Annotated in this window: 19 protein-coding genes; 8 read left to right on the plus strand and 11 right to left on the minus strand. The window is 40.6% G+C overall.

The window, feature by feature from the left end:
* From MVE01_RS04560 to MVE01_RS04595, 8 genes are all read right to left on the minus strand, one after another.
* The coding region (locus MVE01_RS04560; protein WP_472560985.1) for a type II secretion system protein at positions 1-704 on the minus strand (704 nt) is incomplete at its 3' end.
* Positions 705-709: 5 nt separating this feature from the next.
* A complete protein-coding gene (locus MVE01_RS04565; protein ID WP_472560986.1) occupies positions 710-2221 on the minus strand; it encodes a GspE/PulE family protein in 1512 nt (503 codons plus the stop codon).
* A gap of 2 nt (positions 2222-2223) precedes the next feature.
* Complete coding sequence (gene gspD, locus MVE01_RS04570) at positions 2224-4212, minus strand: type II secretion system secretin GspD (protein ID WP_472560987.1); 1989 nt, start codon at positions 4210-4212, stop codon at positions 2224-2226.
* Positions 4199-5044, minus strand: a complete 846-nt coding sequence (locus MVE01_RS04575; protein WP_472560988.1) for a PDZ domain-containing protein — start codon at positions 5042-5044, stop codon at positions 4199-4201. The genes gspD and MVE01_RS04575 overlap by 14 nt, the downstream gene beginning before the upstream one ends.
* On the minus strand, positions 5028-5543 hold the full coding sequence (locus tag MVE01_RS04580; protein WP_472560989.1) for a hypothetical protein: 516 nt from the start codon (positions 5541-5543) through the stop codon (positions 5028-5030). Before MVE01_RS04580 ends, MVE01_RS04575 begins: the two co-directional genes overlap by 17 nt.
* Complete coding sequence (locus tag MVE01_RS04585; RefSeq protein ID WP_472560990.1) at positions 5531-5932, minus strand: hypothetical protein; 402 nt, start codon at positions 5930-5932, stop codon at positions 5531-5533. The genes MVE01_RS04580 and MVE01_RS04585 overlap by 13 nt, the downstream gene beginning before the upstream one ends.
* A complete protein-coding gene (locus tag MVE01_RS04590; protein ID WP_472561003.1) occupies positions 5929-6852 on the minus strand; it encodes a hypothetical protein in 924 nt (307 codons plus the stop codon). The genes MVE01_RS04585 and MVE01_RS04590 overlap by 4 nt, the downstream gene beginning before the upstream one ends.
* Entirely contained in the window at positions 6842-7798 is a 957-nt protein-coding gene (locus MVE01_RS04595) for a hypothetical protein (RefSeq protein ID WP_472560991.1), read from the minus strand. The genes MVE01_RS04590 and MVE01_RS04595 overlap by 11 nt, the downstream gene beginning before the upstream one ends.
* Positions 7799-7855: 57 nt before the next feature.
* On the opposite strand from MVE01_RS04595, the gene gspG reads away from it, so the two are divergent.
* Genes gspG through MVE01_RS04610 form a run of 3 tightly spaced genes read left to right on the plus strand, consistent with a single transcriptional unit; the run spans position 7856 to position 9266 of the window.
* Positions 7856-8302 (plus strand): type II secretion system major pseudopilin GspG, encoded by a 447-nt coding sequence (gspG, locus tag MVE01_RS04600; RefSeq protein ID WP_472560992.1) that lies wholly within the window; start codon positions 7856-7858, stop codon positions 8300-8302.
* Between the two features lie 35 nt (positions 8303-8337).
* Positions 8338-8862, plus strand: a complete 525-nt coding sequence (locus tag MVE01_RS04605; protein WP_472560993.1) for a prepilin-type N-terminal cleavage/methylation domain-containing protein — start codon at positions 8338-8340, stop codon at positions 8860-8862.
* Positions 8859-9266, plus strand: coding sequence for a type IV pilus modification PilV family protein (locus MVE01_RS04610; RefSeq protein ID WP_472560994.1), 408 nt, complete (start codon positions 8859-8861; stop codon positions 9264-9266). The genes MVE01_RS04605 and MVE01_RS04610 overlap by 4 nt, the downstream gene beginning before the upstream one ends.
* On the opposite strand, the gene MVE01_RS04615 is transcribed toward MVE01_RS04610, so the two are convergent.
* Positions 9253-9741: an exosortase/archaeosortase family protein gene (locus MVE01_RS04615; RefSeq protein WP_472560995.1), complete on the minus strand. Its 489-nt coding sequence runs from the start codon at positions 9739-9741 to the stop codon at positions 9253-9255. The genes MVE01_RS04610 and MVE01_RS04615 overlap by 14 nt on opposite strands.
* A 71-nt stretch (positions 9742-9812) precedes the next feature.
* Here MVE01_RS04615 and MVE01_RS04620 point away from each other — a divergent pair, with 71 nt between their 5' ends.
* The 4 genes from MVE01_RS04620 to mobA are packed head-to-tail and all read left to right on the plus strand — an operon-like array spanning position 9813 to position 13215.
* Positions 9813-11027, plus strand: coding sequence for a type II secretion system F family protein (locus tag MVE01_RS04620; protein ID WP_472560996.1), 1215 nt, complete (start codon positions 9813-9815; stop codon positions 11025-11027).
* Complete coding sequence (locus MVE01_RS04625; RefSeq protein WP_472560997.1) at positions 11027-11512, plus strand: RDD family protein; 486 nt, start codon at positions 11027-11029, stop codon at positions 11510-11512. Before MVE01_RS04620 ends, MVE01_RS04625 begins: the two co-directional genes overlap by 1 nt.
* On the plus strand, positions 11513-12625 hold the full coding sequence (locus MVE01_RS04630) for an MFS transporter (RefSeq protein WP_472560998.1): 1113 nt from the start codon (positions 11513-11515) through the stop codon (positions 12623-12625).
* Positions 12626-12645: 20 nt separating this feature from the next.
* Positions 12646-13215, plus strand: a complete 570-nt coding sequence (gene mobA, locus MVE01_RS04635; RefSeq protein WP_472560999.1) for a molybdenum cofactor guanylyltransferase MobA — start codon at positions 12646-12648, stop codon at positions 13213-13215.
* On the opposite strand, the gene MVE01_RS04640 is transcribed toward mobA, so the two are convergent.
* Positions 13205-14119, minus strand: a complete 915-nt coding sequence (locus tag MVE01_RS04640) for a LysR substrate-binding domain-containing protein (RefSeq protein WP_472561000.1) — start codon at positions 14117-14119, stop codon at positions 13205-13207. The two genes, mobA and MVE01_RS04640, sit on opposite strands and share 11 nt — an antisense overlap.
* Positions 14120-14248: 129 nt before the next feature.
* Between MVE01_RS04640 and MVE01_RS04645 the strand changes: the two genes are divergently transcribed.
* Positions 14249-15313, plus strand: coding sequence for a YeiH family protein (locus MVE01_RS04645; RefSeq protein ID WP_472561001.1), 1065 nt, complete (start codon positions 14249-14251; stop codon positions 15311-15313).
* 35 nt (positions 15314-15348) lie between these two features.
* On the opposite strand, the gene MVE01_RS04650 is transcribed toward MVE01_RS04645, so the two are convergent.
* A partial coding sequence (locus MVE01_RS04650; protein WP_472561002.1) for a YifB family Mg chelatase-like AAA ATPase occupies positions 15349-16729 on the minus strand: 1381 nt, incomplete at its 5' end.

Below are 16729 nucleotides of genomic sequence, written 5' to 3' on the forward strand. Positions count from 1 at the left end.
CCTGGATTGCCTGGATTGCCTGGATTGCCTGGATTGCCTGGATTGCCTGGATTGCCTGGATTGCCTGGATTGCCTGGATTGCCTGGATTGCCTGGATTGCCTGGATTGCCTGGATTGTGCGTACCCGAAGGAGTTCTTGTGCCTGGATTTGTTATATGCGTATGATTCTTGTCACTGCCCCCTCCTGTGAGTGGTTTGGGTCGGGTAATCCCCTGCACCATAAAACTGATCGGTGCTTTTCCTTTTTGTTGAAGCAATATCAATACTTTATCCTTCTTCTTCGGATAGTAGATATCAAACAGTTCTACTCCTTTCATAATAGGATCAACCGCAACTCTCTCTTCTGAACGTAACGGAAGCGTATAATTCACACCTTCAACCCTGACTAATGTATTCTCTTTTTTTAAAACAACCCAACATACCTTAGGGGCATGGAGTTCATGGAGTGAATTTTGTGTCTGCTCTATACAAAGTCTTGTGAATTCATCTTTTTTTATTGTAAGGTTACCGTCTGAACTGACAATATCAAGGTAGAGCATATCTGTTGCCTGCGTAATTTTCTTTGCTTTATTCAAATAAGCAAGCAGGTGCGCATTGGAATCACGCATGAGGTCAACACTGCTATAGAGTGCCGGAAGAATAATACCGAGCAGTACAATGGAAATGAGCACCTCTATAAGTGTAAAGGCAGGACGTTTAAGCATCGTCTCTAGCCATCCATCAGTCCGACTCGGATCGCTTCTTCATAACTTGTTTCGCCTGCAAGAAGCATCTCTTTGAGCTTGTCGGCAATGGTTTTCATGCCATTTTTTTTCATGGCTTCTCTTACCTGATGGTCATTCAGTCCGTCTTTCATCATCTCTTTTACACTGTCATCAATAATAAAAAGTTCACCTATTGCCTGTCTGCCTTTGTATCCGGTAAAATCACATGCTTTACAGCCTACTGCTTTAAAATAGTGTTTTTCCTGAGGTACACCTATCTCTTCTGTCACTGCCGGAGCCAGACGTGTTGCTTCTTTGCATTCTGTACAAAGTTTTCTTGTAAGTCTTTGCGCCAGCACTCCTAAAAGCGTAGAGGAGATAAGGAAATTCTCTATTCCCATATCCATCAGACGGCTAAGTGAAGAGGTAGCATCGTTCGTGTGTAGGGTAGAGAGCAGCAGGTGACCTGTCAATGCAGAACGCAGAGCAATATCTGCTGTCTCCGAGTCACGTATCTCTCCTACCATGATAATGTCAGGATCCTGTCTCAAAATGGAACGCAACCCGGAAGCAAAGGTAAGCCCCACTTTGGTATTGACTTGTATTTGAGAGATATTTTCCGCATTATATTCAACAGGGTCTTCTACCGTGATAATATTTTTATCTGGTGTTGAAATATGCTGCAGGCACGCATGCAGTGTGGTAGATTTACCTGAACCGGTAGGTCCGGTGACCAGTATCATCCCATGTGCATGGTTAAGAAGTTTGTATAAGTTTTTTGTAATATCATCCTGAAACCCCAACGACTCAAGTGTTGGGATATGTTCGCTCTGTGCCAAGATCCTCATGACCACTCTCTCTCCATGATAGGTAGGAAGTACCGAAACCCTTACATCCAGCGTTTTCCCGGAGATACTGATCTGCGTACGACCGTCTTGAGGCAGCCTTTTTTCCGATATATCCAGATTTGAAATGACTTTAATACGGTTGATCACCAAGCCGGTAATGGTTCTCTCCAGATCAAGATGCTTTTTCAATGCCCCGTCTATACGCAAGCGTACTTCTCCTTTTCTTTCCTGAGACTCAATGTGAATATCGCTCGCACCTTTTTTAAGCGCTTGGAAAAACAGAGAGTTAACCAACTTGATAATAGGTGCAGAGTCTTCACTGGAGAGAAGGTCTTGTGAATTACGGATGAACTCAAGCAGATCACCCTCTACTTCAATAAGCTCTTCGGAGGTAGTAGACATCTCTTCAAAATCAGAACCTGTCTGGATCTCCAAGAATTTGTTTTTTAGTCTTTCAAAACTCTCTTCATCCAAAAGGGTGATAGGATAGTCTAATGAAAGTTTTGAGAGGTAATTGAGTGCATCACCAAGACTGTTTTGCTCCACAACAGCTGTCTTGACACCCTCTATATTACTAAAGAGCAATGAGTGTTTCAGTGCAAGTTTATGGTTTATCTCCTCTTCCCAGAGAGGTTCAAGATTGACATCCTGTAGACGAGGGAACTGCATCTCTACTCCTCTGTATCCAGGATACTAAGATTATTTTTATGTATACGACGTATCCTTCTATGTGCAGGGGCGACTTCAATGTTGCCGTCTTTCTCTATACCTGCTTCTTTATTCAATCCTTTTCTAACAAAATCATTGTATTTTGTCTGTATCTCTTCAAGTTCACCAAGTGCCTGTCGTAATTTCTTTAGATCACCACTCTTTCTTACAATATATGGGGTAAGGTAGATCACAACATTAATCTTGTTGGACATGTCTCCTCTGGATGTAAAGAGTTCACCCAAAATAGGGATATCTCCCAAAAGTGGTACTTTTGTGATACTCTTTCCTCCCGATTGTTTCATAAGTCCGCCTAGAATGATCGTTTCACCATTGTTGACAATGGCATTGGTAGTCACTTTACGTTTAGTCGTTGTCGGTCTATCAGCAGAAGCGCTAGATCCAGGAAGGATATCTTCTATCTGTGCTTCGACTTCCAGAGTTACCTTGTTGTTGCTGGAGAGTCTCGGTTTGACTTTCAGTGTAATACCAATATCTTCTCTGGAGTAGTTGTTAATGATATTTCCCTGTCCCTGTGTCGATTGCTGTGCCTGTGTCAAGATAGACTGAGTACGTCCAACCTGAATGGAAGCCTCTTTGTTATTTGTACATAGAACAGAAGGTTCACTCAAGATATGTGCCGCACCGTTTTGTTTTAAAAGATCGATTTTTGCGCCAAGTGCAAATACTTCTGATATGCCATTATCAAATTTAAATGGTCTTTCATCACTTGTAATGGCATTACCGTTGGCATCATATCTTGTGGTCGTTGTATTCAGGAAACTCATAAGTGTAGGAGAGACCATTAATGAAGATGCTCCCAAATTTGCTGCGGCAGAAAAAAGTCCTTTAGACGTGATCTTGCCACCCTCAAATCCGTAACGCAATCCAATTTGCTCAGCCAGATCCGTATTGATTTCCACAATACGTGCCTTAACATAAACCTGTACTTTAGGGATATCGATTTTCTTCACCGTCGCACGGATATTTTTGATCTGTTCTCCTGTTGCAAGAACAATGAGTGCATTTCTCTCTACATCGGAGACGACCATCGCTTTAGTAGGCGGCTTTGCCCCTTTTCTTGGTCTTTTAATGGCAACATTATTCATCTGCGATACAAGCTTGGAGAGTATTTTTTCCATATCTTCCACATTGGAATTTTTCAGACGGATCACATACATTTTTTGTGTCTGATCCTCCCCTTTCATATCAAGCTGTTTGATGTAGCGGATCATACGGCTGTTGTTCTCCGGTTTTCCTACCAGAATGATAGAGTTGGTCGCCTCATCTTTAAATACATCCACTTTTTGGCTCTCAATAGTTTGCGGGAAAAGTTTTTTGGACATACTTTGGGCATTGGCAAATACATCTTTTACTGACGAGTTCTGCAGTCTCACGACCGTTGATCGCTTCTCTCCCTTCTCTTCTACAGCTTTGATAATTTTGGCAATAGAACGAAGGGTTCTTGGATTGGCAGTGATTGCCAAGACATTGTTCTCTTTAAAGGAGATGACCTTTGCACTTTTGTGAAGCAGCGGCTTGATCTTCGCACGGATAACTGCCGCATTGGAGTTTTTGAGTGGGAACATCACTGTTTCCATAGTCTTTCCATTTATTGTACTGCTGACAGGCAGTCCTTCTCCCGCTGCGTTCGCACTTTTGACCACTTTGTAGAATTCACCCTGATCTATAAGACTAAACCCTTTACTTTGTAAAATAGAATTTGCCAAAGGAAGCAGAGAACTCTTTTTGATCGGCGACGTAGATACAAAGTTGATCTTACCTTTAAGATCACCCTCTATAAGAATATTTTTATGGGTGATCTTTGAGACCATCTCCACAAAATCTTTGACACTTAAATTTCGGAAGTTCACATCCACTTTTTCATCATCTGCGTGTAAGCCTAATGATAAGATAAGCAATAATCCCAATACTATTTTAGTTAATTTCATATTCTAGCTCCATTTCTTCTTTTCCTCTTTGAATGACCAGTGTGACATTCTCTACATTTTGGATATTTTTATACATATTAAATGCTGCATTATAGCTATTTATCTCTTGTCCGTTGATGGATTTAATGATATCATCTCTCTTTACGCCCAGCTTGGCAAAAGGGCTGCCTTTTCTTACAAAGGTGATCTTAAAGCCTTTCAGATTCCTGCCGTCTCTTACCTCAGCAATACCGATATTTTTGTAAATATCGTCCATATTCTTAGCATAATGGTTAAGCAAAGTCCGATCAATGATCTTATGATCACCTGCATCTGTAATCTCTCCTTCTGCTTTACCCGACGGAATAGAAACTGAAGGTATATTACTGTTTTGAATGCTGTTTCTCCCTTTACCGTTATGCTTTCCTTTAACGAGATCTACTTTATATGACTTTGCATTCTTACTGAATGTAGCATAGGTACTGCCTGCTCCTTCCAGAACAAAACCATTGATATCATCTCCTTTGGAGAGGACTTTTGTCTTTCCCTTGTAGGAGACAGTAATAACTGTTGCATCCGAAGCATTGTAGATCGCCAAGAGTGTGATATCTCTGATGCTTCCTACAGGTCTTTTTGACTGAACCGGTGCTTTTTTTACCGGAGCCGGTGCCTCATTAGGAGTAAGTTTTACTCTGTAATAAAGCGACTTTCCTCCACTCTCTTGAGTATGCTCCACTCCTGAAGCAGGAAGCCACTTCATCTCCACGGCAAACCAGACAAGCTTAATGAGTACCAGCAGTATTAGAAGCGTGAGGATCCATTTAAAGGTGGAGGGCTTAAAAAGATGTTTCATAATACCATCCTTTCTTGTCTTTTTTCAACTGTGACTTAATAGAATCTATCTCTTTTGTCTCAATAAAATTCAGACGAACTTTTCGTGCTTTCAGATCGGCATATCCATCAACCACACCAAAACTTCCCTCTGCATGGATGGGTACAGTCCATACAGAAAGCAATGAATGTGTCAACAGTACCTTATCTGTATGCTGTGGCGCCATGGCTTTAAGTGAGTCATCTAACAGCAAATTATCAATCTCTGCTTTGGTATAAAAGAGCAGGGTAAAAAAGCTTACCTTTTCAATGGTTGCTATTTTAATCCCTTTCACATAGACCGAAGCATTGTTGATGGTTAATGAGAAAATACCTTCATTGATACTCTCTTCATTGATCTCTACGCCTTGTTGCGCAAGCTCTTTTTCAAGTGTATAGTAGAGCTCTTGTTTGGGCATGAAGAACAGCAGCGCAAACCAAGCAATAAAGAGCAGTATGAAAAATTTTTTTACCATTTGCATTTAAACTCCATAGTGTAGGATGAACCGCTTTTTTTTATGTCAAGAAGCTGTATCTGCACAGCAAGATTCATGATTTTTGTTGTGAGTTTGTTTAATTCCGAAGCATTCAACCCCGTATATGTTGCTGTAAGCTTTTTACCCTTTTTGCTCCATTTTACTTTAGATACAGGAATAAGCTCTTTTAACTTATCCAGTTTTTTAGAGATCTTCTTGTCTGCCCATATCCTCTTGAGAGTAACGATCTCTTTGAACTCATTAACCGACTGTTTCAGTTCACTTGCCTGCTTTGCACCCGAAGAGACCTGCGCATTTTTATAGAAAAATGCCGTAACCATCAAAAGCAGTGCCAAAAGTGCAATGAGTTCATTCTGATATTTTTTCAAATTCATAATACCCCCTCGATCTCAACAGTATTGCTTCCTGTGTTTTTTACTTTTTGAAATTTCTCTTTTTTTGCCAACTGACTCAGGTGCTTGGCTACCTTTTCATCACTGCAGGCAAACTGTGCTTTAAAGCCTTTATCATTGACAAGAAGGGAATTCAGTGTCGCGCCTTTAAAGATGAGTCCTGAGAGAGATTTAATGATCTCTCTTTTTCTTCTCTCTTTGCTGTCGATGCTTCTGTATTTGTCTGCGATGCTCTCTCTTTGTATCCTGCTTTGCAAAGAGGGGTATGCATCCTGAAGTTCCTGCAGTTCTCTCTGTATAGCGGTAGAACCCTTACTATAGCGTTTACCTTCTACAAAAAACATTCCTCCAAAAAGCAAAAAGATCAAAGCCAATGCAAGTGCTTGTTTCATACTGAGCAAAGAGCCGTATACTCCCTGCAGGGTAATACCTGTTTTTGGTGTGAAGTTGTTTGTGAAAGGAATAGGTTTTACTTCTTCATCCAGTGCTGTCTGAGGCACAACTACAACAGTATTGTCCAAGGCAACCAGTGCTTCATTCTCACCCAAAAGAACCGATGATTTAAAATGCTCCACTGCCTGTTGCGCAAAAAAGATCTTGCCTACCTGCTCAGGGTTGATGCCTTTAGACAGAAGCAGTGACCTTATCTGCCCAGGATTGTAAGCGATGAAAACCCATTTATCTTCCTCTTTGTAGACCAGATATTCATAACTGCCCACCTCTTCAAGCAGTCCGTCAAAAAGAGAAGGTGCTATTTTTTTGGCCTGATAGAGATACTTCACCGGAAGTTCCTCTTTTTTAAGTGTGTAATACTGCGGTGTAAGCATCACATTCACACCGTGTGAGAGAAACACGCGTTTCATTCCGGCATGAATCAGTAGCAGCTCTTTGTTACTTCCCATAAAATTCAAAATTCTTCACCTCTTTCTGAATATCTTCAAATCTAAACATAAATCTCTCCCCGCCGTATCTGTATGAGACCTCGCACCCGGTCATAGGCAAAAACACTTTTGTAAAAAGTTTTGTACTGTACTTATCGCCTTCACCCATATTTTGAACAAATGTTTTAAGTTTCGTTTCACTCTCTTTCCACTCTTCTTTCACTGTCGCTAGATCTATATCGAAAAATAAAGAGATAAGCTCAGGCGAAAGATAATCTCCGTCTATCTTGTCTCCTCTTATCACTTTTCCTTTTTTGTCTCTTTTGATCTCGTTAAAAACAAAAAGCTTTTTCCAGGGTACCCGGCTTACTTTCGCATCATCCGCTTCAAACTGATAACGCTGCAAAATCGCCTCGAATTGTTGGTATGATATAATACCATTTTTTTGTCGAAGTCTGCTTTGTTCCGGCTGCACGAACCTCTCATCCGGCTTTCCTATGGCTTCAAGTATCATATCCTGCAGTCTTGTTGCATCTTCCAGATTGTAGCGCTGTACGATGGCTTCAAATACTTTGAGTGCAGCAGTATACTGCTCTTGCATTTGCTGATCATTACCCAAGCCAAGCCAGTTGATATTGACACCGTTTGCCAAAGGACGGCAGTGGATCATCAGAGAAAATCTTCCGTCAGGAGAAGCAAGCGGGATAGAGGTTTGATAAAGTTGTGTATAGAGTCCTTTTCGGTTTGACTTGAATTTACGCTCAAGCATCCCTTTTAGATCAGTATAATAGAGGTTGCCCTGTATCAATGCTTTGGTGTAGGTCGCATCCCGTCTGACATGATCCATATACCCTATAAGCACATTGGTAAGCGCAATGATCACCGCCAGAACAGAGAGGGTAAGAATAAGTGCGAACCCTTTTTTATGGGGAACACTGCTGGAGATGGTAAGTGTGGGTTTATCCATTTAAAAGCTCTATTAAAGTAAAATCATATTCGAAAGATTATTATACCAAGGATTGATGTGAAAGAACTAAAGAATTTGGAAACTAAAAAATTAAGAGCAGGCTTCTCCCTAATAGAATTGCTCATTGTTATTGTTATTTTGGGAGGACTTGTTGCGGTGGTAGCACCGGGTCTCATGGACTCTGCCGATCAGGCAAAAAGAGATACGGTCTGTCTTAAGATGAATGACCTTAAAAAAAGACTTGATATGTTCAAGCTTGATAATGGTGTCTACCCAGATACGGAAGAGGGATTTGAAGCACTTTTAAGCAACCCCGATGCAGACAAATATCCAAATTACCGTGCAAAACCCTACTTGAAAAAACTCCCTAAAGATTCATGGAAGACCCCTTTTGTCTACATTAAAAAAGGGGATGATGTAGAGATCATCTCTTTTGCAGCAGACAGAAAAGAGGGAGGGGAAGAGAGCGGCAAAGACATACTCTTCTCCGGATGTAACAAATAACCCGTTTGTTATTCATGCCCACCAGAGACGGACAGATGCATAAAGGATTCTCGCTTTTGGAGCTGCTTATTGTCATTTTGATCGTCTCGGTCATCTATTTTCTTGGCTTTAACGGTATTGAAAAACCCAAAAGCAAACCCAAAGCCCTTACCCCTTTAAATATAAAATCTGTTCTCATGAAATCCGAAGGCTTTCATAACAAAGAGACACTTATGTGTGTCAATAAATGCCGCTCCTGCTATCTGCGTAGCGGTATTCAGGATAGCTTTAAGCCTTATGAAGACGGCATTGACCTTAAAGGAATTGAAGCCTATACATTGGATGAGAGAGAATCTCTTCTACGCTTGGAATATGGAAGATACAAAGACAAAAAGATCTGTCTGGTGCTCAATTTCTACCAAAACGGGAGCAGTACACAGATCATTCTCAAAGATAACAAAGGTGTCTACTTTCTCCCCTCTTTTTTTGGAGAGGCACAAAAGGTGGACTCTCTTGAAGATGCCAAAGATCTCTGGCTAAAAAACAGTGACCTTGTCTCAAACAGCGGAGACTTCTATTGAAAACATTACGCAGTGCCTTTACCATTATTGAAGTGCTTATCTCTGTGCTTATTCTCTCTACATCTATTGTCTATGTCCTGCAGGTGCATTCGCAAAACCGTGAGCAGATCATCTATATTTCAGAAAGGAACAAGCTCTCCCTGCAGGACTCCCTTTTTTTAACACCCGATGTAGTCAAATATCATAAAGAGAAAAAAGAAGCCTATGAGATACTGCAGCGCTACTTTAAGATCACCGAACAAAAAAGCAAAGAGATCCTGAAAAAGAGTTCCAGAGAGTTCTTCATCCCTGAGCAGATAAAGATCCTACCGCCTGAAGAGACCGGTGGCTACGGTGCATTGGTTGATGAGATCAAGATCAAAGACAAATACTCCTCTTCGTATTTTCACTTCAAGCTACAGTAATTTTTTTTCTTGCTGTTTGAATGAAGGCAATAAAAAGCCCCAGTCCGGTCAGCAGCAACAGTGCATTACCGACAAAGTCATGTGACCAACGGAACTCCTCCTGTCCCTTACCTATGTGTGTTGCATACGCTACAAACAGAAGACGCACCACATTGACTATGGAAAAAACGATATAGCCTATACACATCCAAAGCAGTTTATGTAGCATCGAAGAAGGATAGGCAAGAATAGAAGCAAAAAGAAATAAGATAGGGATCATCCCGTTGCAGGCCTGGGTAATGATGATCTTATAGTGGGGATTGATCCAGATATCTATACCGTGAAGCTGGTCAGGATCCAAAAACAGTCCCAGAAAAAAAAGAGTAAGCTTTGTCTGTCCTTCGTTTAAAAGAGTAGAGAGTGCTGAAGTCGGTGCATAGAAAAAGACGAACAACAAAACCAAAAAAAGAAAATAGAGTGCTACAAATCGTTTCATGTGAAACTATAGCTAGATACAGCTAAAAAAGTTATAATACTACAATTCATGATACAAGGATCAACAGGTTAATGCTTTTTAAGTACAAAGGGTTTGACAAAACAGGTAAAAAGGTTAAAGGAACAGTAACTGCTGCTTCTACAGAAGAAGCCGGACAGAAACTTCGTTCCCAAAACATTTATTATGAGTCACTCGGTCCTACCAAAGAGTTTTCCCTTGAAGCCTTTTCCAAACGTCAAATGCCGGGGGAGCTCCTTGCGACCTTTTCCAAAGAACTCTCTTCCTACCTCAACTCAGGGATGACCATTCTAACAGCCATACGATTGCTGGAGAACCAACATGAGGGAGAGAAGAAGTATGTCTCTTTTCTCAACTCTGTAAAAACCATGATCGATGAGGGGAAATCACTTTATCACGCCTTGAAATCACAAAAAGTTTATGCACTTCCGGACTTCTATCTTCAAAGCTTGAAAGTGGCAGGGGAAGGAGGAAAGATGGTCGAAGTACTGACCAATATGGCACACTTCTTCTCCGCACAGAACAAAGTTAAATCACAGGTCAAAGGTGCCATGATCTACCCCGCTGCCATTTTCATCATTGCCATTGTGATCATCGGCTTTTTGCTTGTCAGCGTAGTCCCAAAGATCACTCAGATCTTTGAAGATACCGATCAGGCTCTGCCAAAGATCACACAGATTGTTGTAGGGGTCAGTGATTTTTTGATCACACACTATATTGGTATCCTTGCGGGTATCGTACTTTTGATCATGGCGATCAAGCTGCTTTACGCAAAAGTCTATTCTTTTCATAAAATGGTAGACACTTTTATGTTAAAACTCCCACTTATCGGTGACTTGATCCAAAATCATGAGCTTGGAAGATTTTCCTATATCCTCTCACTGATGCTTGGAAGCGGTGTGGCTTACGCTCAGGCAGTACAGCTCTCAAAAGATACGTTTTCCAACTATGCACTTAAAGAACTTTTTAACAAAGCTGCTGCAAAAGTAGTTGAGGGGAATAAACTCTCAAACTCATTACAACTCACAAAAGGTATAAAACTAAAACGTAATTTCATGCAATCTTTGGCACTTGGGGAAGAATCAAGCGAAGTATCAAGTGTCTTGGACAACCTTTCACATCTCTATGCAGAAGAGAATGATGACAAGATCAAAATTCTACTGAGTCTTCTAAACCCTTTTATGATGCTCTTCATCGGCGGATTCGTAGGAGTAATCATCGCGGCAATGATGCTGCCTATCTTTACAATGTCACAAGGGCTGAAATAATGGCAAAGCAACGTTTCCGTGATGTAAAGCAGGGGAAGGTCACAAAGCCCCAAAACAAACAAAAATCTGTTCAAAAAAGAACCTATGCCTCCAGTGGCAAAAAACTTAAAGCTTTTCTTACCGATGCGTTTATGCTGCTCATGCCCATTATGTACATTGTTTTCTATCTGGTTATGGGTGGTCGTGAAGGTTTTGCGGCACATAAGGCACTGGGTTGGCTCTATATTCTATTACCCCTTGTACTTGTGCAAAGTGCCTTTATGTTCAGAACAGGGCAAACACCGGGATATCGTGCCTATGAGCTTACGCTCATCAATGACGCAACAGGTAAAAAGCCTCCGCTTTTTACTATTCTGTTCAGAAATTTCTGTGCTATACTCTCCTTTTTCAGTTTTTTTGGCTGGATCCTCATGTTTTTCAGAAAAGACCACAAAACCCTGCATGACCTTTTAAGCGGTACCGCCGTTGTGGTCAAAACAGCATAGATGAAACAGAAACACACACTGCTCTCCCCTCTTTTGGGAACCTACTATTTTTTCTATTTTGCACTGGTGGGCGTCTACGTTATTTTCATGCCCAAAGTCCTCCTCGAACTCGGCTATTCTACTGTTGAAGTAGGAACCATCTATGCAGCTGCCCCGTTTATGCGTTTCCTGTTGCCTTTTGTTTTTCGACACTATTTGGCATTGACTCCCAGAGTCTATCTGTTTTCTCTCGGGCTGACTTTTTTGGCAACACTTATTTTTTTAGGTACAGTGCATAGTTTTTGGCTCTATCTATTCACAAATCTTCTTTTTGGTGCGGCAGTAGGTATCTCTTTACCTTATGTAGAGACCATTGCGCTTGCTGCATTGTCCAAAAACCGTTACGGTCGGGTACGGCTTTGGGGTTCATTGGGATTTATGGGCATTGCCTTATGGCTCGGTAAAGTACTTTCTGCTCCCTATGAAGCACTTTACTATTTAAGTATAACAGCCCTTTTAACCTCTGCTTTTGGTGCACTGCTTATTCGTTATGATACAGTTTCACATCAAACAGCACAGGAGGACAGCAGTTTTTCTCTTTCAAAATATTGGGCATTTTGGCTCTCTGTTTTTCTAATGCAAGTAGGATTTGGAGGCTTTTACAACTTCTTCACTATTTATGAAACTTCTCACGGTATCTCCCTTGAGATGACCAGTTGGATGTGGAGCTTTGGGGTGATCTGCGAAATCATTATGCTCTATTTCCAGGGACCTTTGTTGCAAAGGAACCTCCTTCATATTGCACAATTTGCCATAGCGGTGACCGTCATACGATGGCTTATGCTCTACTGGTTCGCAGATTCAGTACTACTTACCTTTGCCTCACAGTCTCTACATGCAGTCAGTTTTGCACTTTATCATACTGCCTCAATTACCTATGTTTTTTCACTCTATACCCAGAAAAAACTTGCCCAACAGTTTTTTCTGGGTATTGCATTCGGGCTTGGTGGTTCGGTAGGAGCACTACTCTCCGGACAGATATACGGTGAGCATATGTTTCTCATAGAGGCAGGCATTACCTTTATAGCATTTATGGTACTCTTGTTGCATCAACAGCGCAAAAAAGAAATTTGAGATAATAAAAGAGGTGTACCATGAAGTATGATATCCCTGCTGTACTGTTTGCCGGCGGGAAAAGTTCACGTATGGGAAAAGATAAAACCCTGCTTCCTTTTGCCAACTGTACTACCCTTAGTGAATTTCAATATAGCAGACTAAGCAAATATTTCAAAGAGGTCTACCTTTTGGCAAAAGAGGATAAATTTGATTTTACAGTACCTGTTATTACTGATAACTACCCCCAAAGCTCTCCTTTGGTAGGACTTGTCTCCATGTTTGAATCACTCAATGCTGATAAGTTTTTTGTTCTCAGTGTAGATGCACCTTTTGTAAATGAAAAGGTGATAGTGTCACTGTTAGCTTACAATAAGAAGTACGATGCTCTCATCGCAAAAGGTCCCAATGGTATTGAACCACTTTGCGGTGTTTACAGAAGATCCATACTTCCTTTAGCAAAAAAAAATTTAGAGGTTGGGGATCACAGGCTAAATAATCTACTTAAAGAAGCAGATACACAATTCATTGTTTTTGAGGATGCTTCTGTGTTTACAAATTTAAATCATCCCCATGAGTATGAAGATGCATTAAAACGTATTACGCCTTAAAATTTATCTTACTCTCATTGTCAAGCATTTGCATCATCAGTTTTTTAGAGAAAAAGAGGAATTTTTCAAAAAGGGTACTGTGATACTTGTCTTTGTGATAGATCATCAAAAAGTCTCTTTTACATTCAAAGTTCTTCACATCTACCTGATGGAGTTTGCCCTCTCTGAGCTCATTTTCCACAGAGATTTTTGAGATACAGGTCAGACATTCACGGTTCATCAATATACTTTTGATCGATTCCGTATGCCCCAATTCAAAAAAGATATTAAGATTATCTACCTTCTCTTTAATGTAATCCAGAAATACTTCTCTGGTTCCTGAGCCCTCTTCTCTAAGTACCCATCTTTTATCTGCAAGTTCATCGATGTAACATGTATCACATAGATTTTTATCGGATGTGACAACCACTAGTTCATCTATCCCTATTTTCTCCTTAATGATATCTGAGCCCGAAACAAACCCTTCTACAAAGCCCACATCAATGCTTCCTTCCTGGATCATCTGTGTGATCTCCTGTGTATTTCCTTCTTTGAGTGTGATCTTGACATCAGGGTAAGCGCTCATGTAACTGCAGATAATTGATGGCATCAAATAATCTACGATTGTTGTACTCGCCCCTACACGGATCATCCCTTTATTCTCTGAATTTTTAAACTCATACTCAATATCTGTAAGTTTTTTAAAGATAGGGTCGATCTCTTTATGAAAAGCTCGTCCCACTTCATTCAGTACCAATTTTTTATTTATCCGGTCAAACACAGGTCGTCCCAAAATATTTTCCAACTCTTTAATAGACATAGAGATGGCTGACTGACTTAGCTTCATCTCTTTGGCTACATTGGTTAAATGCCCTGATGCAACTACATTTAAAAAGATCTGCATTTGTCTAAGGGTTAATTTCATATTTTCCTCTTTTGACGCAAATATATTTGATTTATAATCGTCTTTTATTTTATTGATTTCGTATTATATCAAAATTATAGTAGAATTTCAAAAAAGTTATCAATAAATTTGAACTAAAAAAGGAAAGTTATGGCATTTTCTCCTGAAAATCGTGCAGGTACCCTAAGTGGTATCCTGTTTGTTGCTATTTTTGCTGCGGCAGCTACATTTATCGCGGGGCTTGGTCCCATTAAAGCACTTGGTCTCTCACCATTGGTCATTGGTATCGTTATGGGTATTTTCTATGCAAATACACTACATAATAAAATGCCAAAAGAGTGGCAGAGCGGTATCACTTTCTCCGGAAAGAAAATCTTACGTTTTGCTATCGTCATCTATGGATTTAGAATCACATTCCAGCAGATCGCTGCGGTAGGAATGGATGGATTTTTAGTCTCTCTTACCATGCTTACCTCTACACTTATTCTCGGCTCATGGTTAGGTTATAAGATATTCGGTATGGAAAAAGATACTTCTATCCTTACTGCCTCCGGTGCTGCTGTTTGTGGGGCTGCAGCAGTTTTGGCAACAGAGCCTGTACTGAAAGCCGAAGAGTATAAAACAGCCATTGCAGTCTCGATGGTAGTTCTTTTTGGTACCATCTCTATGTTCCTCTACCCCGTTATGTATGAAACCATTATTAAAGATGCCGTAGGATTCCTGCATATGGATCCACGTACTTTTGGTATCTATGTAGGAGGGACCATTCATGAGGTGGCTCAGGTTGTAGCAGTTCCTGCTTCTGTACCGGGAAGTCCTAAAGAGATGGCAGATGCTGCCGTGATCGTTAAAATGACAAGGGTTATCATGATCGCTCCTATGCTTATTGTACTTGGTCTTTATCTCGCATGGGCAGCAAAAAAAGAAGGTGGAGAAAGAAATGAAAAAACCAAACTTGTCATTCCTTGGTTTGCAGTTTACTTCATTATGGTTGCAGGATTCAACTCATTCCATTTGATCCCTCAACACTACGTAGATATTATTAACCAGATCGATACATTCCTGCTTACCATGGCAATGACCGCTCTTGGTATGGGAACGATCTTTGCTAAATTTAAAGGTTTAGGATTGGCTCCTATCTATACAGCAGCAGCTATGTTTGTTTGGCTTGTTGTAGGTGGCTTTATAGTAACCAAAGTTATTGTAGGGGCTTAAATACTCTTCTGTTGAACCGGACAATTTTGGCCGGTTTATCTCCTGCGTCTGTAGCTTAAAGCTTCGAGTATATCTTTTTTCTCTATCTGTTCATGCCTGTTTAAGTCCGCAATCGACCGTCCCACTTTTTTTACAGAGGCAATACTCCTGTGTGAGAGCCCAAACTTTTGTATGGCTCCTTCCAAAATTTTTTGTGCCTCTTCATGCAAAATACAATAGCTCTCTATCTCATCTTCCGTAAGTTTACCATTTAATCTCTCTTGTCCTCTTCTTTTTTGCATTCTAAATGCCTCTATAACAGCCTCATGCATTGCTTTTGAAGTCACATCTGCTTTATCTTCACTGCTTACCTCCTGCATCACAACAAAGAGATCTATACGATCAAGAAATGGATCAGAAAGCCTGTTTTGGTATCGTTTTATCTCAACTTCACTACACCTGCATACTTGTGTTTTAGAAAGTAGATTGCCACAAGGGCAAGGGTTCTGTGCTGCAATGAACATAATATCTGCTTCATATTCTATTTTGGCATTGACCCTTGCAATATGTACTTTTTTGTCTTGCAGTGGTTCACGCATTGCCTCAAGTATATTTTTAGAAAAGTGTGGAATTTCATCAAAAAACAAAATACCCCGGCTTGCCAAAGCCACTTCACCGATGCGTGCCTGTCCTGAACCTCCTCCAAAGATAGAAGCAGATGTTGCCGTATGGTGCGGTGATCGCATGGGGCGTATCGCCTTAAAATCCGGCTTTTGCCCATCAAGGAACTGATGCTTTGCTATGGAAAGCATCTCCTCTTCAAATAAAGGCGGAAGTATATCTCTCATACGTTTGGCGATCATGCTCTTCCCGCAGCCAGGGTTACCCTCCATAAAAAAGTTATGCATACCTGCTGCAGCGATCATAGCAGCGCGCTTGGCGATCATTTGTCCTTTAACCTCTTTAAAATCATTTTCATACTTCTGCTCATAATAGTAAATTGTCTTATCTACCGTAAATGATTTTGCATCATAATCAAACTTCTCTACATTTGTTGTAAACGTTTTCTTATTTAACAATACAATTGCCTCATTCAATGTCTCTACCGCAATAAAGTCTACACCTGAAATATGATTAAGATAGCTTATCGACTCTTTGGGAACAATAGCACGTTTAATGAGCCCTTGTTCCTTAAGTGACAAAATAAGCGGGAAAAGAAGGGAACTGCTTTTTACTCGCCCGTCAAGTCCCAATTCACCAAATACAAATAGCCCTTCTTCCTCAAAGCTCTTTTTATTGAGTGCTATCAACAAGGCCAAAGGCAGATCAAAATGGGTTCCATTCTTGTTTTTCAGATCACTGGGTGACAAATTAATCGTAATTTTCAGGGGAGGAAATACAAATTCATTAACCAGAAGTGCGGATTTTACACGTTCT

The sequence above is a fragment of the Sulfurovum sp. genome (assembly GCA_026990595.1).
Classification (GTDB): domain Bacteria; phylum Campylobacterota; class Campylobacteria; order Campylobacterales; family Sulfurovaceae; genus Sulfurovum.

Bases quoted from the DNA above. Each gene is read 5' to 3' on its own strand.
- MVE01_RS04620 (WP_472560996.1), top strand. From the start codon at position 9,813: ATGCTTTTTAAGTACAAAGGGTTTGACAAAACAGGTAAAAAGGTTAAA.
- mobA (WP_472560999.1), top strand. From the start codon at position 12,646: ATGAAGTATGATATCCCTGCTGTACTGTTTGCCGGCGGGAAAAGTTCA.
- MVE01_RS04585 (WP_472560990.1), bottom strand. From the start codon at position 5,932: ATGAATTTGAAAAAATATCAGAATGAACTCATTGCACTTTTGGCACTG.
- MVE01_RS04640 (WP_472561000.1), bottom strand. From the start codon at position 14,119: ATGAAATTAACCCTTAGACAAATGCAGATCTTTTTAAATGTAGTTGCA.
- MVE01_RS04630 (WP_472560998.1), top strand. From the start codon at position 11,513: ATGAAACAGAAACACACACTGCTCTCCCCTCTTTTGGGAACCTACTAT.
- MVE01_RS04605 (WP_472560993.1), top strand. From the start codon at position 8,338: ATGCATAAAGGATTCTCGCTTTTGGAGCTGCTTATTGTCATTTTGATC.
- MVE01_RS04565 (WP_472560986.1), bottom strand. From the start codon at position 2,221: ATGCAGTTCCCTCGTCTACAGGATGTCAATCTTGAACCTCTCTGGGAA.
- MVE01_RS04590 (WP_472561003.1), bottom strand. From the start codon at position 6,852: ATGGGAAGTAACAAAGAGCTGCTACTGATTCATGCCGGAATGAAACGC.
- MVE01_RS04625 (WP_472560997.1), top strand. From the start codon at position 11,027: ATGGCAAAGCAACGTTTCCGTGATGTAAAGCAGGGGAAGGTCACAAAG.
- MVE01_RS04645 (WP_472561001.1), top strand. From the start codon at position 14,249: ATGGCATTTTCTCCTGAAAATCGTGCAGGTACCCTAAGTGGTATCCTG.
- MVE01_RS04595 (WP_472560991.1), bottom strand. From the start codon at position 7,798: ATGGATAAACCCACACTTACCATCTCCAGCAGTGTTCCCCATAAAAAA.
- MVE01_RS04615 (WP_472560995.1), bottom strand. From the start codon at position 9,741: ATGAAACGATTTGTAGCACTCTATTTTCTTTTTTTGGTTTTGTTGTTC.
- MVE01_RS04580 (WP_472560989.1), bottom strand. From the start codon at position 5,543: ATGCAAATGGTAAAAAAATTTTTCATACTGCTCTTTATTGCTTGGTTT.
- MVE01_RS04575 (WP_472560988.1), bottom strand. From the start codon at position 5,044: ATGAAACATCTTTTTAAGCCCTCCACCTTTAAATGGATCCTCACGCTT.
- gspD (WP_472560987.1), bottom strand. From the start codon at position 4,212: ATGAAATTAACTAAAATAGTATTGGGATTATTGCTTATCTTATCATTA.